The 14,651-nt window shown below is 35.9% G+C and carries 17 protein-coding genes; 10 read left to right on the top strand and 7 right to left on the bottom strand.

Annotated features, from left to right (window positions below; all coding sequences use genetic code 11):
• Positions 1-6: 6 nt before the first annotated feature.
• Together C9E89_RS08050 and trpB are read left to right on the top strand one after the other, a co-directional pair.
• Complete coding sequence (locus C9E89_RS08050; RefSeq protein ID WP_107007727.1) at positions 7-1,194, top strand: vWA domain-containing protein; 1,188 nt, start codon at positions 7-9, stop codon at positions 1,192-1,194.
• 75 nt (positions 1,195-1,269) lie between these two features.
• Complete coding sequence (trpB, locus tag C9E89_RS08045; protein WP_107007726.1) at positions 1,270-2,478, top strand: tryptophan synthase subunit beta; 1,209 nt, start codon at positions 1,270-1,272, stop codon at positions 2,476-2,478.
• 78 nt (positions 2,479-2,556) lie between these two features.
• Here trpB and C9E89_RS08040 read toward each other — a convergent pair whose 3' ends face one another.
• From C9E89_RS08040 to C9E89_RS08030, 3 genes are all read right to left on the bottom strand, one after another.
• Positions 2,557-2,988, bottom strand: a complete 432-nt coding sequence (locus C9E89_RS08040; protein WP_107007725.1) for a CBS domain-containing protein — start codon at positions 2,986-2,988, stop codon at positions 2,557-2,559.
• A gap of 189 nt (positions 2,989-3,177) precedes the next feature.
• Complete coding sequence (locus C9E89_RS08035) at positions 3,178-3,555, bottom strand: DUF2750 domain-containing protein (RefSeq protein ID WP_107007745.1); 378 nt, start codon at positions 3,553-3,555, stop codon at positions 3,178-3,180.
• Positions 3,556-3,683: 128 nt separating this feature from the next.
• Positions 3,684-3,917, bottom strand: a complete 234-nt coding sequence (locus tag C9E89_RS08030; RefSeq protein WP_107007724.1) for a hypothetical protein — start codon at positions 3,915-3,917, stop codon at positions 3,684-3,686.
• A 232-nt stretch (positions 3,918-4,149) separates the two neighbouring features.
• On the opposite strand from C9E89_RS08030, the gene C9E89_RS08025 reads away from it, so the two are divergent.
• Both C9E89_RS08025 and C9E89_RS08020 read left to right on the top strand, forming a co-directional pair.
• Positions 4,150-4,509: a hypothetical protein gene (locus tag C9E89_RS08025; RefSeq protein ID WP_107007723.1), complete on the top strand. Its 360-nt coding sequence runs from the start codon at positions 4,150-4,152 to the stop codon at positions 4,507-4,509.
• Between the two features lie 145 nt (positions 4,510-4,654).
• Positions 4,655-4,978, top strand: coding sequence for a hypothetical protein (locus C9E89_RS08020; protein ID WP_107007722.1), 324 nt, complete (start codon positions 4,655-4,657; stop codon positions 4,976-4,978).
• Positions 4,979-5,015: 37 nt separating this feature from the next.
• On the opposite strand, the gene C9E89_RS08015 is transcribed toward C9E89_RS08020, so the two are convergent.
• Together C9E89_RS08015 and C9E89_RS08010 are read right to left on the bottom strand one after the other, a co-directional pair.
• Positions 5,016-6,557, bottom strand: a complete 1,542-nt coding sequence (locus tag C9E89_RS08015) for a M16 family metallopeptidase (protein WP_107007721.1) — start codon at positions 6,555-6,557, stop codon at positions 5,016-5,018.
• A 19-nt stretch (positions 6,558-6,576) separates the two neighbouring features.
• Positions 6,577-7,914 (bottom strand): M16 family metallopeptidase, encoded by a 1,338-nt coding sequence (locus C9E89_RS08010; RefSeq protein ID WP_107007744.1) that lies wholly within the window; start codon positions 7,912-7,914, stop codon positions 6,577-6,579.
• 273 nt (positions 7,915-8,187) lie between these two features.
• Here C9E89_RS08010 and ftsY point away from each other — a divergent pair, with 273 nt between their 5' ends.
• From ftsY to C9E89_RS07990, 5 genes are all read left to right on the top strand, one after another.
• Positions 8,188-9,279, top strand: coding sequence for a signal recognition particle-docking protein FtsY (ftsY, locus tag C9E89_RS08005; RefSeq protein WP_107007720.1), 1,092 nt, complete (start codon positions 8,188-8,190; stop codon positions 9,277-9,279).
• Positions 9,280-9,445: 166 nt separating this feature from the next.
• Complete coding sequence (locus C9E89_RS08000) at positions 9,446-10,129, top strand: nitroreductase family protein (protein WP_107007719.1); 684 nt, start codon at positions 9,446-9,448, stop codon at positions 10,127-10,129.
• A 291-nt stretch (positions 10,130-10,420) separates the two neighbouring features.
• A complete protein-coding gene (locus C9E89_RS07995; protein ID WP_107007718.1) occupies positions 10,421-11,014 on the top strand; it encodes a nitroreductase family protein in 594 nt (197 codons plus the stop codon).
• Positions 11,015-11,221: 207 nt separating this feature from the next.
• A complete protein-coding gene (locus tag C9E89_RS23260) occupies positions 11,222-11,398 on the top strand; it encodes a hypothetical protein (RefSeq protein ID WP_171405097.1) in 177 nt (58 codons plus the stop codon).
• A 165-nt stretch (positions 11,399-11,563) separates the two neighbouring features.
• Positions 11,564-12,229, top strand: coding sequence for a DUF2057 family protein (locus C9E89_RS07990; protein ID WP_107007716.1), 666 nt, complete (start codon positions 11,564-11,566; stop codon positions 12,227-12,229).
• 117 nt (positions 12,230-12,346) lie between these two features.
• On the opposite strand, the gene C9E89_RS07985 is transcribed toward C9E89_RS07990, so the two are convergent.
• Together C9E89_RS07985 and C9E89_RS07980 are read right to left on the bottom strand one after the other, a co-directional pair.
• Positions 12,347-13,291: a phosphatidate cytidylyltransferase gene (locus C9E89_RS07985; RefSeq protein ID WP_107007715.1), complete on the bottom strand. Its 945-nt coding sequence runs from the start codon at positions 13,289-13,291 to the stop codon at positions 12,347-12,349.
• Complete coding sequence (locus tag C9E89_RS07980) at positions 13,288-13,989, bottom strand: lysophospholipid acyltransferase family protein (RefSeq protein ID WP_107007714.1); 702 nt, start codon at positions 13,987-13,989, stop codon at positions 13,288-13,290. The genes C9E89_RS07985 and C9E89_RS07980 overlap by 4 nt, the downstream gene beginning before the upstream one ends.
• A 188-nt stretch (positions 13,990-14,177) precedes the next feature.
• Between C9E89_RS07980 and ybaK the strand changes: the two genes are divergently transcribed.
• On the top strand, positions 14,178-14,645 hold the full coding sequence (ybaK, locus tag C9E89_RS07975) for a Cys-tRNA(Pro) deacylase (protein WP_107007713.1): 468 nt from the start codon (positions 14,178-14,180) through the stop codon (positions 14,643-14,645).
• Positions 14,646-14,651: the final 6 nt, after the last annotated feature.

The raw sequence follows: 14,651 nt of genomic DNA, 5'->3' as shown, positions 1-14,651 counted from the left end.
CGCAACATGTTTGTGCGATTGTTTTATACCCTCAGAAAATATGGCATTCCTGTTTCGACACGTGAGCTGATCGATTTAAATCAGGCGGTCAGTGAAGGTTTGGTATTTGCAGATCAAAATGATTTCTATCAATTGGTTAAAACGGTCATGGTCAAGGATGAGCGTTTCTTTGACAAATATGACCGCGCCATGAAAGATTATTTTGAGGGTATTCAAACCTTTGATATCGATGATTTGCTCAGTAAGGTGCAGAAATTACCCAAAGACTGGTTTGATCTGGAGTTGCTTGAAAAGCATCTGACCCCTGAACAACGTGCTGAATTGATGAAAGCAGGTTCGCTTGAAGAATTGATGAAAATGCTGGAAGAGCGTTTGCGTGAACAGCATAAAAAGCATCAAGGCGGCAACCGCATGGTCGGTACAGGGGGCACATCACCCTTTGGTGCGTTTGGTGACCATCCTGAAGGTGTGCGGATTGGTGGCCCAAGTCGCAAAAACTCTGCTGTTAAAGTCTGGGAACAACGTAAATATCAAAATCTGGATGATGAACAGATTTTAGGTACTCGGCAAATGCAAATGGCATTGCGTCGTTTACGTAAATTTGCCCGTCAGGGTGCTGCCGAAGAGCTGGACATTAACGGGACAATTTACGAAACCGCCAAGCAGGGCATACTTGATGTGCAAATGGTGCCTGAGCGCCGTAATCGTATTAAAGTATTGATGTTGTTTGATGTGGGTGGATCGATGGATTCGCACATTGCACAATGTGAGAAACTGTTTAGCGCGGCAAAGACAGAATTTAAAACTTTGGAATATTTTTATTTTCATAACTGTTTATATGATTATGTCTGGAAAGATAATTTCCGTCGTTCATCAACACGAATGAATACTTGGGATTTATTCAATACTTATGGTAAGGATTATCGGGTCATCGTGGTCGGTGATGCGAGTATGGCACCTTATGAGCTTCGATCGGTCGGTGGTTCGGTAGAATACAATAATGAGGAAGCAGGTGAGGTTTGGCTGCGTCGTTTGCGCAATCATTTTGAAAAAACCGCATGGTTAAATCCTGAAGAGCAAAATTATTGGCACTATACCCAAACCATTGCCTTTATTAAGCAAATTTTTGACGATCATATGTTTCCAATGACTTTAAAAGGCATTGAGGATATGACTAAGTATTTGTCACGTTAAATAAATAACATCAGTTGTTTATTTAAAATAAGTTTATTGTTTTGTATGTTGTAGAAGTGGGATCAGGGGATCAACATGAATCATCAAATAAATGGAATTGCTTTACCAAATGAAGAAGGTTTTTTTGGTGAATATGGGGGTCAGTTTATCCCACCACATTTAAAACAGGCAATGGATGATATTAATGTCGCTTATGAAGAAATTCGTCATACAGTAGAGTTTCAAAAGGAATTGGCAGATTTATTTGCCCATTATGTCGGTCGTCCAAGTCCATTATTTCATGCAAAACGCCTGTCTGAACAACTGGGTGGTGCGCAGATTTATTTAAAACGTGAAGATTTAAATCATACAGGCGCGCATAAAATTAACCATTGTCTGGGTGAGGCCTTACTTGCAAAATATATGGGCAAAACCAAAGTTATTGCTGAAACAGGTGCGGGTCAGCATGGTGTGGCTTTGGCAACGGCTTGTGCGTTGGTCGGTATTCCATGTGAAATTCATATGGGACAGGTGGATATTGAAAAAGAACATCCCAATGTCGTGAAAATGAAAGTTTTAGGTGCAAATCTCATTTCTGTAACACGCGGTACAGCCACTTTAAAAGATGCTGTAGACAGTGCATTTGATGAATATTTAAAAGATCCAGCCAACTTTATTTATGCGATTGGTTCTGTGGTGGGACCGCATCCATTCCCGAAAATGGTGCGTGATTTTCAATCAATTATTGGTGACGAAATTAAAGTTCAAACACAAGACCAGTTTGGTGCGCAGCCTGACTATGTGGTGGCGTGTGTGGGTGGTGGTTCAAATGCAGTGGGTGCTTTTACTGCATTTTTAAATGATGCAGAAGTGAAACTGGTAGGCGTAGAGCCTGCGGGTCATGGTTTGGACACAGATATGCATTCAGCAACATTGACATTGGGTAAACCAAGTCAGATTCATGGTATGGCGTGCTATGTATTGGAAGATGAACAAGGTGAGCCTTTACCTGTGCATTCAATTGCATCGGGTCTGGACTATCCGGGGGTTGGTCCACAGCACAGTTTCTTAAAAGATATTGGTCGTGTTGAATATTCAACAGCAACTGATCAGGAATGTCTTGATGCCTTTATGACACTGTCTCGTGTTGAAGGGATTGTGCCTGCATTGGAAAGTTCTCATGCAGTGGCATGGGCAATTCGTGAAGCGCCAAAACTGGCAAAAGACATTAACATTGTGGTTAATCTGTCAGGTCGTGGCGACAAAGATGCCGATTATGTGGCTGCGAAATTGGGCTTGAACTAAGTTTTGATCGAAATTTTTTGATTCAATTAAAAACCTCTCGATTTGAGAGGTTTTTTTACAAGTTAAACTGTAAATCAATTAACCTGAAATATATTGCTGTAATTGTTCAATGAGTTTGCGTTGATCTTCCATGGTGGCTTTTACTAAATCTCCAATAGATACCAAGCCAAGGAGTTCATTATTTTCTATTACAGGTAAATGGCGAATGTGACGATCAGTCATGAGCGCTAAGCATTCATCAACAGTATTTGAGCGAGTGACTGAAAGGACTTTATTTGTCATAATTTCAGCAACAGTGGTGTGGTCAGAGGTACGCTGCATGAGGGCAATTTTGCGAGTATAGTCACGTTCAGAGAGAATGCCCACAACAGTAGAGTCTTCGGCAACCACGACTGCGCCAATGCCTTTATTTGCCATAAGTGTAATGGCTTCTAAAACGGTTGCTTCAGGGCGAATGGTATGGATTTCTTGTCCGATTTTATTTTGTATAACTTGGGCAACTGTGGTCATAATTATTGTTCCTTGCGATTTTTATTGCATTCTTTTAACTTAACTATATTTTAAAAGAATGCAAATACTTTTGTATGACAATCACAGAAAAAAATAGTATTTTGTTTGATTTTTCATCAAATTTTATTTGAATAATCAAATAACACGCTTCAATGGCAAGATTGAAGCGTGACTAAATATTTGTTTGGTTTAAATTGCGTGGAATGGTAGTGAATTGTTGAAGAAGAATTGGTGCATTTGTAAAGTTGACAGTTTAAATTTACGACCTGAAGAATTAAATAAAGCAGGTTTTACATTTAAGCGGGTAAGTGTTGGTAGTAGCGCTTCCTGAAAATCTTTTGGAGTGATTTTGCGTGGCGTATACTGTGGCCAATGCAGGCTTGCGTATTGATAAGCTTGCAAAGAATTTAACCAAAAAGGAAAAAATACATCATTTTTGTCGGTCTTCATTGCCCAACCCTGATGATATAAACCCCATAAAACTCCGCAATACATAAAAGATTTAAGAATCGAAAGTTTGATGATCAGTTCTTTGGAAATTGGTTGAAGATGGATAAATTTTTTCATGATAAACAATCGCATTTGATTCTCCATCATTGTAAGTGATTCAGCTATGCTTTAAATGAAAGCTTCGTGTTAAATCGTAAATAATTATGAAAATAAGCATTAAAAAACGCCACCTAGGTGACGTTGTATTATGCTTGCATGGTTGCCATCTTTTGCCAATATTGTGCTTTTAACGAATCGCGTTCTACACGGAAACCTTGATAATAAAGTTCTGCTAAGAACATTGCTGCTTTACCATGACCTGCTTTTGCTGCATCTTCAAGTTGTTTTACTGCATCTATAAAATTCATTTCTGAATGAATTGTATTTACCGCACTTGCATACACATGTTCTAAGTCATGTTGAGAGATTTGATGAATCATAGATAACTCCTTATTGTAATTATGATCATTTACAAGACCTCCCATGAGGTCTTTTATTTACATTGCTAACTAATCTAACTTATCTGTATTAAACTAATATTACAATTTACTTAACTTGTCAACTATTATTTTTGAGAAATATAGAATAACTTAAGATTACATGATTAAACATTAATCAATCATGATTTTTATTAAAATCTATATGAGGAAGACTAAAAAAGGGAGAACAAAGATGATAAACACAATAGATGGTTTTAATTTTGATGTACCTCCAGCTGAGTCTCAAATAGTTGCACTCGCGCAGTATCACCGCAAACAATTGGACGAAGCAATTTTCCACCAAGAAATACATCTAGGAGAATTTTGTTTAGCGCAAAGGAAGCGTATTTACGATTATACACGAAATCTAGAGCCTTTGCAAAAAATGGGTTTTTATCGAATATACGATGGGGAATTACGTCGCTTAGCCGATGACGATGATTTACATCCTGCTCATGCAGAAGGGGGAGTGAGTGTTTTTGCAGTATTTTTGGTTTTAGCAATTATTGCATTAATTTTATACTTTGCCGTGATTCGTAGTATGTTGAACTAAATGTTTAATTTAGCTATTTTTGATGAATCCATCGGGTTATTAGGCACATTGTTGTTTAATAACCCTTAAATTTGTATGCTTTTTCTCTAAACACTATATTTTTCACTGCCTCAAGATTACACTAAGAATTCATTCGAGGTAGTACATGCTCATATCAAAAAATCAAATTTTACAATTAAAGTCACACATGACTTTAGAGTCTTTTTTGAAAATGGGGATCATGATCGTTGTGGTCTTTATTTTGCTTGTTTCAGGTTACACGCTGATTCGTCCAATCAGTCCTGAAAAATATCATCAAGTGAGTAAATTATCATTACAAGCTCAATATCCTCGTACCCAAGATTTAGCAAAATATTTACAAACACAACCTTATATTTCTACACATCAATATTTTAGATTAATGCGTGCACATGCTTATGAAGCTGCGCGTATTAAAGAATATCCAGCGATGGCGATTGAAGATGAATAACAATCAATAGGCAAATTTTTAAGCGATTAAGACTGTATTACTCTTCACTTTTTTGACCGTTTTTCATGCTTTTACTCGCGATGTTTGATTCTATTTCAGGTGTGATAATGCCTAAATTTTGATTCAACATTTTTTTCAATGCTTCTTTATCGAGCTGTTCGGCAACAATCACAAAAGTAAGCCGATCTGCACGAATATGTTTTTGAAGCGCGGCTTGAATCTGTTTGGCTGTCATTTTACTGAGTTGTTGTTGATATTGAGTTAGGTAATCTGAAGGTAAATGATAGAAGCCAATCGCTGCTAATTGTGCATTAATATTGGCATTACTGCTAAATGACATTGGAAAAGAACGCAACATTCCTTCTTTGGTTTCTTCAAGCTGTTTACGTTGAATCGGTTGTTTTACAAAGTCAATTAATGCTTGATGAGCAACGCGGATACTTTCCATCATTTGTTCTTGTTGTGTGCCATAACTTAAACTAAATAAGCCTTTTGCTTGTGTTGAGGATAACGTACTATAAGCACCATAAGTATAACCACGTTTTACGCGTAACTCTTTCATTAAAATAGAATTAAATCCACTTCCTCCAAACATTTGATTGGCGACTTCTAATGCGACTCGATCGGGGTCTGAGCGTGTAATTGCTAAATGCCCCATCATAATATTCGCTTGTTTAGATTGAAAAGGGATAAACTGAATATTAAAATCAGATTGGTCGATGGGTTCGGGAAGCTCGGGTGCTGCTATGCCTTGAGGGATGCTACTGGCGAATAAACTGCTGAGTTGAGTGGCTTGTTCTGTGCTTAGATTGCCTGTAATAGAAATATTCATATTCTGTGCAACTAGCAATTGATTTCTAAATTGAATTAGCAATTCTGGTGTGATTTTTTGAATGCTGGCATTGGTGCCGACACTAGGCTCTGCATAAGGATGTTTGCCATAAATAGCACGATAAAAGCGAATGCCCATCAAACGGCTAGGATTTTCTTGAACTTGCTTTTGTCCAATTTTGGTATTATTGAGGACTAAGTTTAGACCAGAATTATTAAATGTCGCATGATTGAGTACATGTAACATCATATTGATTGCAGGGTTTAGTTTCTGAGGGTCAGAAAGTACGCGTAAACGGACTGTAAACATATCTCGATAAGCATTAACGCTAAATTTAGCACCTAATCCTTCAAAAGTACTGGCAATTTGTTTGGCTGTATATTGATCTGTGCCTTCAGCCATCAGTTTGGCTGCCATATTTGCTAAACCCGACATGCCTTTTGCAATATTTTCGTCTTGTGCAGAACCTGCATTAAAAGTCAGTTGAATATCCACAATGGGCAGATCTTGGGTCGAAACGAAAAGCGTTCTGACTTTTTGTGCATTATTTAATTCTTGGACAAATGGCGCTTGATAATTTTTTTGTTGATCTAAATTTTTTAAACTTTCCAATACATTGAGAGATTTTAAAGGTGTGTCGGTAGGTAATGGTTCTGCTTCTGTGGCATCTTCTGCACTAAATTCGGCTATGCTATAGCTTGAACATAAAAGTGTACTGATTAAAAGCAATAATTTTAAATTTGGCACTTAAAACTCCTGAATGGGCTTAGGGTTTATCTTTGGACTCAGGGCTTAAGTACAAGGTACTTAGATTATCTCGAACAAAGTAAATATTAGCGATGCGCTGTAAGTCTTGTGGTGTCACTTTGTCATAGTGTTGTGGTAACTCATCAATCAGACGGAAACTTAAACCGTTAACTTCTAAATTTCCGATCATATTCGCTTGTCCTGCGATATCATCTTGACTATAGACTAAGTTAGAAACGAAATTGTTTTTAACACGCTCTAGTTCGGCTTGATTTACCAATTCTGTTTTAAATAAATCCATTTCTTTTTGAATTGCGCTTTGTGCTTGTTCTAAGCTGACATTTTCTGAAGGTAAAGCAGAAATAGTAAATAAACTATCACCTCGATTATAGGGTTCATAGCTGACATTAATTGCAGTTAAGATTTTTTTATCACGAACTAAGCGGTCTTGTAGACGAGAAGAAATTCCTCCATCAAGTAAAGATTGAATAATAGTGAGCGCATAAGCATCTTGAGGGTTTTTGGCAGTTGCTAAAGAACGCACATTCCAAGCCATGTACAAATTTGGCACTTGAACAGGAAGCGCAAGTTCCATATGACGATAGCCTAAGCGATCAAACTCAAGTACATCATTACGGTCAGGTGTGGTTTTTTTCGCAATTGCACCAAAATATTTTTGTACTTGTTTTAAGGCTTGTTCTGCATTGATATCACCCACGATCACCAAAGTTGCATTATTGGGTGTGTACCATGTTTGATACCATTTTTTTAGATCATCAAGTTTAATATTGTGTAGATTTTTCATAAATCCAATCACAGGTTGACGATAATGACTGGTGGGATAAGCAATCCATTTAAAGCGTTCATATGCTAAATTTCGAGGATTATCATCAGTGCGTTGGCGTCTTTCTTCCATCACCACTTTGATTTCAGGTTCAAAATCTTGCTGTCGTAAAACTAAATTTCGCATGCGATCAGCTTCGAGTTCTAAAGCGAGAGGAAAGTATTTTTTAGGATAGAGTTGATAATAATTTGTATAATTGGTGTAGGTTGCTGCATTGATCCGTCCACCATAAATACGGCTAAGACGGGTAAACTCATCATCTGGGACTTTCTGTGTGCCTTTAAACATCATATGTTCAAGTACATGCGAAATACCTAACAGATTTCCAGATTCGTCGCTACTCCCCACAGCATACCAAATTTGTGTCATCACAATAGGAGCACGGTGATCTTCACGAATAATGACTTTGAGACCATTATTTAATGTCGTTTCAAAAGTTGTACGTGCCAATTGGCTTTGTGTTTCTGCAAATACTGTTGGAATAGGCGATCCAACTAGAAAAAAGCCACTCAATAGACAGCGTTGAGATAAATGTGGTGAAAAAATATTCAAGCATAATTTTTTGATATTGATCACTACTTATCCAAGAAAATATAAAAGTATTTAGCAATATTCTTCAAAAAATTACGTTTTAAATCAATATGAGAATGTTGCATTTTGGTTGATTTGTAGCATCTAGCTTTTAAACTGCACAACCCTAACTTAAAAACATCTTAAATTCTTATAAAAATGACAATCTGTGCTAAACTCTTTCTTTTTTAATACGATGCTTTTCAAGGACTCGGCATGCAAGAACAGCAAAATAAATTCTTGATTGATGCGGATATCGGTGATGACGATGTCACATTACCTAGTTTACCTGCCGTTAATGTGCCTATTGTTGAAAATAAAATAGAACGAGCAGAGACAACTGCTGTTGTGGCAGAAGCTGTAGAAGAAGAAACAAAAGCAAAAGGTGGCTTCTTTAGCCGCATGAAAGAAGGCTTAACGAAATCTCGTAAAAACTTTGCTGATGGTATGGTCAATATCTTGATCGGTGGCAAAGAAATTGATGATGAGCTACTTGAAGAAGTTGAAGAGCAATTATTGGTTGCCGATATTGGTGTTGAAGCAACTAAAACGATTATTGCAAATTTAACTGAGCGTACTGAACGTGGTGATTTGATTTATTCACATTCACTTTATAAAGCTTTGCAAGAAGAATTGGTGGCTTTGCTTGCACCGCGCGTTAAGCCATTACATATTGACCCAAATAAAAATCCATTTGTGATTTTAGTGGTGGGTGTAAATGGTGTGGGGAAAACCACAACAATTGGTAAATTAGCTAAACGTTTACAAGGTGAAGGTAAAAAAGTAATGTTGGCGGCAGGGGATACTTTCCGTGCAGCAGCAACAGAACAACTTCAGATTTGGGGTGAACGTAATAATATTCAAGTGGTTGCACAAGGACATGGTGCTGACAGTGCTTCTGTAATTTTTGATGCTTTTGAAAGTGCACGTGCAAAAGGTGTTGATGTACTGATTGCAGATACAGCAGGACGTTTGCATAATAAAAGTAACTTAATGACAGAGTTGACCAAAGTAAAACGTGTGATGCAAAAAATTGATGCGACTGCACCTCATGAGGTTATGTTGGTTGTGGATGCAGGTACAGGTCAAAATGCAATTAATCAAGTTGAAATGTTTGATGAAGCAGTTGGCTTAACAGGTTTAACGATCACTAAACTTGACGGTACAGCCAAAGGTGGTGTGTTATTTAATATCGCAAGTCGTACACATGTACCTATTCGTTTTATTGGTGTGGGTGAGAAAATTGATGACTTACGTCCATTCTCAGCGAAGTCATTTGTTGCAGCTTTATTTGAAACTGATAAATAACACGTTAATTTAAATCATAAAAAACTCTGCATTTATGTGGAGTTTTTTTATTTTTACATGATTTATTGCTATAAAAGTAAACATTAAACTTTGATAAAAATAGATAAAAACCATAAAATACTTACAAAATGTATGCCTTTATTTTTTTATTTCTTGGGGAAGTGTAATGACAATTTTATCTAAAATTGGTCATGTTTTGACAACGGAATTGTCAAAAGATTTATTGTTTAAAAAGAAAGACAATGTGTCTGATGAATATCCATTTTTAGAAAATTTACGGAAACGTCGTAGCATATATCATTTAGGGAAAAAGGTTCCTTATCAGAAGGATGAATTAATTCAGTTAATTAAAGAAACAGTTTCATGTTGTCCTTCGGTACTGAATAGTCAAAGTGCAAGAGTGGTTATTTTACTACAACAATCACATGAACAATTTTGGACAATGGTAAAAGATATTCAACGCCAATACATGCATGAAAAAGCGTATGAAGGTGTGGCGCTAAAAATTGATCAATGCTGTGCAACTTATGGCACAGTCTTATTTTTTGAAGATCAACAGGTGCTTCAAAAATTACAAAAACTTAAACCCTTACAAGCAGAAGAGTTTGAAATTTGGTCTGAACAAAGCTCAGGAATGGTTCAGTTTGCTGTGTGGGCGCTATTTGCAAGTTTAGATTTAGGTGCTGCTTTGCATCATTATAATCCCATTATTAATACTCAAGTGATTGAAAAATATAATTTATCACAACACTGGCAGCTTAAAGCACAGATGACTTTTGGTTCTATTTTAAGTCCAGCTGACGAAAAAATATGTGTAGAGGATGATGAAACATTTCTTGTTTTTTCATAAGTTTAGAAAGAATTATTCATTCATTCGGTTGAATGTAAAAATACACATTTTAAGGCTGAAAGAAATAGACCAAATAGGATGAGATCATTCAATATTGAAGTAAAATCATGCTTATACAAATAGACCAAATTCAATTGAAAGGTGTATTTTTTATCTTTACTGCTGGGCGTTCTATTTATGCAACATTATGTCATAAAGATATCACTGACGCCTATCATTTAAATGCAATATACTGACTCTATCTTAAGAACACGACCAAAATGGTCAAAGCAATATTGAGGGTAAAATACAATGTCATTTTTAGATCAAATTAAACAACGCCGTACAATTTATGCAATTGGTAAAAATGTAACTTTAGACAATGCAAAAATTGAAGAAACAATTAAAGAAGCAATCAAACAAAGTCCATCAGCATTTAACTCGCAAACTTCACGTGCTGTCACTTTATTTGGTGATTCACATGTTAAGTTTTGGACAATTGTTTTAGAAACTTTACGAAAAATTGTTCCTGCTGAAGCATTTGAAGGTACAAGCAATAAAATTAATAGCTTTATTGCAGGTTATGGCACAGTTTTATTTTATGAAGATCAAGACGTTGTAAAAAGTCTTCAAGAACAATTTGCACTTTATGCAGAAAATTTCCCAATTTGGTCTGAACACTCAACGGGTATTGCTCAATTTGCAACATGGACAGCTTTATCAGAAGCAGGTTTAGGTGCATCATTACAGCATTATAATCCGATTGTAGACGAAGAAGTTGCACAAACTTTTGATGTTCCAAGCAACTGGAAATTACGTGCTCAATTGGTCTTTGGTTCAGTAGAAGCGCCTGCGGGTGAAAAACCATTTATGGATGATGCTGAGCGTTTTAAAACATTTAACTAATTGAAAGTTTATGTGAAAAAGAGAAAGAGTACTAAGGTACTCTTTTTTTATGATATAAAAATAATAGTACTTGGCTGAAAATCTTAACAAGAGGCTATGAGTAGCAATTGATTGAGTGAATCAGGATCAGTTAGTATTTCTAAAAATTTTAAATCACTCAAAAATATGTCAAACAAAGAAAAATGCTTATCGTGTGGACATTATAGTGTGCCTACTTTTCGTGGCAATATTTTGCTGACTTTATTGTTATTATGTTTTGCGATTATCCCTGGTGTGATTTATGAAATGTGGCGTAGACAGGGTGGAAAAAGATGTCGCTATTGTGGTCAGCAAAATTTTCAGCATTCTAATCGGAATAGTATCCCAGAAAATAAAAATGAATAATGTTTGATTTTCAAATTTTTAAGATATAGGTTAATTTATAAAATTAAGTATTTTCAATAGTTTATGTCTAAAAAATGACTGTAAATGATAATTGTCATAAAATTGTCATGAGGACAGAGCATAGTGCATTAAATTTTACAGTTTATTGACATTTGAGAAATACCTATGCGTTTAAAGTTTGCAGCAAGTATCATGAGTTTAGGTTTAGTGATTGGTAATTCTGCTTTGGCGGCAGTGACGATTATTGCACCTGAAGAAATTGTTGTCTTGGCAGTAAATGATCAGGAAGTAAATACAGGTATTTTTAGAACAAAAAAAAATGAATATAAAGTCGATGCAGGCAATGCCTCAATTAGTGTGCGTTACCAACAATATTTTGAACATTTAAACAGTGAACACGATATTTTAAAATCAGGTGTTGTGACAATTAAGGCGCCTAATTTACAAGATGGGCAAAGTTATAAATTAAGTTTGGTTGATGCACCACAAAGTTTTGAAGCCGCAAAAAAATATGCAGAACAACCTACAGTGGCTTTGTATGATGCTCATAATCAATTAATCGTACAGCAAACTGGGGCAAATAATGAAGCTAAACCTTGGTTATCTGGTGGGCTTTTTGGTCGAGTTTTTGATTTAACAACCACGAAAAAACAAGAGGGTAATCAGCCTGCTCCTGTTTATACAAAATCCCAAACAGCAATGCCGTTGAGTGCAACATCGACTGCGGTATCTGTAAATAGTACAACGGCTGATCAGCAAATGATTCAAATATGGCAAAATGCCTCAAAAGTAGAGCGTCAGCGTTTTATGAGTTGGTTGGCAGAACAATAAGTGAATAATCAAGAAATTGTCTAAGTCAATTGAATACGAATAATCAAGAATAACAATAAAGCGTGATACACGCTAAGATGAGTATGTGTTGGATCATTTTCATCTTAGCGTTTTATTTTAGCTCCACCAATAACGTAAAATGTGAAAGAAAATGGGCGCAGAAAAACAAATAGAATCAATACGGTCTAACATGCCGCCATGACCATGAATTAATTGCCCCCAATCTTTTACACCTCGATCTCGTTTGATGGCAGACATCACTAAACCGCCAAAGAAGCCAAAAACACAGACAATAAGTCCAATAAAAGCAGCCTGTAAATAAGTAAATGGTGTTAACCAAGCCATTAATACACCTAAACCCGTCGCAAGTAGAATGCCACCAACTAAACCTTCTACAGTTTTTGAAGGTGATAAAACAGGTGCAACTTTATGTTTTCCAAATAATTTTCCACAAACATATTGTAAAACATCTGAAGCTTGCACCACCATAATCAGCCAAATCGCGAGCCAAATTTTTTCACCTTGAAAATCTGGTAGTTTTAAGTTTAATAACGCAGGAACATGAGAAATACAAAATACGCTGACCATCAGCCCCCATTGAATTTTTGAACTTCGTTCTAAAAAATGAGTGGTATCTTCTTGTTTTAGACTGGCAATAGGAATCAATAAGAAAACATAAAGTGGTATAAAGATAGAATATAATCCGTACCAATCTGTATAAATGAGATAGTATTGATAGGGAATAACAAAATAAAAAGCGATGAGTAACGGGAAATAATCACCACGTCGAGTTGGAAGTAGGCTAATAAACTCTCGTAATGCAAATAAAGAAATGATACCAAATAAGATGATAAATGCAGTTTTACCAAGTAAAATCGCTGCACCAATAACAATCAACATCACCCACCATGCATTGATTCGAGCATTCAGGTTGTCAATCACAGGTGAAGCATTTGCTCCTGTACGTTTTTTTAAAATAAATCCAACACTTGATGCAAAAACTAAAATACATGCAAAAATGCCAAATAAAAGATAAGTTTGTTGTAGATTGTTCAAGGTCATTGGTTTTCAACCTCTTTTAATTTAAGTAATTCTTGTTGTGCATAGGTCAAAAATTCGCTTTTATTCATTTCAAAATGCTGATCTAAAGGGCAACCAAAACACACTGTTGAAAGTAATGGGAGTGGAACAAATGCTCCTTTAGGCATGACACGTCTAAGATTTGAAATCCAAACAGGTACAATTTCAATATGTGGAAATTGTTCATGCAAATTATATAAACCGCTTTTAAACGGTAATAGTTCTACATCATCATTGAGATTTCGTGTGCCTTCGGGAAAGAAAATAATAGAATAACCTTGTTCAAGTGCATCTTTGATGGGTTGTAAAGGGTCTTGATTATTTTCACGATTGCGCCGAATTGTGACACCATTAAAAGTATTTTGAATGAGAAAACGCCTAAACCTATCTTTTAACCAATAGTCTGAAGCTGCAACAGGCTTGGTTTTGCGACGAATAGCGGTGGGCAAAGAAGACCATAATAAAATAAAGTCGATATGACTATTATGATTTGCATAATAAATGCGTTGCTTTAATTCAGGTTCACAACCTAGCCAAAGGCTACGAGCACCTGTTAATAAACGCGCGCCACGTCGTGTGAAAAATGAAATAAAGCGAGCAAGATAGCTAGAAACTCCAGTAGATGAGGGTGTTACTGAAGTCTGTTGATTATTATCTTGTTGTGGTGCAATTTGAGTCATAATTCAAACCAAAATTGTTATTGTGTGAATATAAGTGCCCAACTTAACTCATTAAAACAAAAGGCGATATGACGAGTAAAGTTGTTTAATTTACATTATGAACAGTAGATATTTAAATAGCCTAAGTTATTTAACATCTAGCCACAGATGACATATAATTACATATCCTCTCCATCTTAATTAAATTTATGACTCCTGCATGTAAAGTTTTGAAATCAAATAAAATTGAATTCTCAATCCATGAATATGAACATGATGTTAATGCAAAAAGCTTTGGTTTAGAGGCAGCAGAAAAATTAGGCTTAAAGCTTGAAGAAGTTTTTAAGACATTAATGGTCACAGATGATAAAAACTATTTTGTTGCTGTTTTACCTGTAAGTCATCAGTTAAATTTAAAGAAAGTAGCAAGCGCATTTGGTGCAAAAAAACTGCATATGGCAGACCCAAAAGATGCAGAACGTTTAACAGGATATTTGGTGGGTGGAATTAGCCCTGTTGGGCAAAAGAAACGATTAAAAACAGTTATTTGTTCAAGTGCGGAAGCATTAAATACAATCTATGTCAGTGGTGGGAAGCGAGGCTTAGATATCGGGGTTAATCCACATGACTTAGTGAAGGTTTTAGCGGCACATTTTGCAGATATTGTGGATGAATAAGCTGTA

Origin of the sequence: Acinetobacter sichuanensis (genome assembly GCF_003024515.2) — a bacterium.
GTDB lineage: Bacteria > Pseudomonadota > Gammaproteobacteria > Pseudomonadales > Moraxellaceae > Acinetobacter > Acinetobacter sichuanensis.
This window is presented reverse-complemented; position numbering and strand designations above follow the sequence as displayed.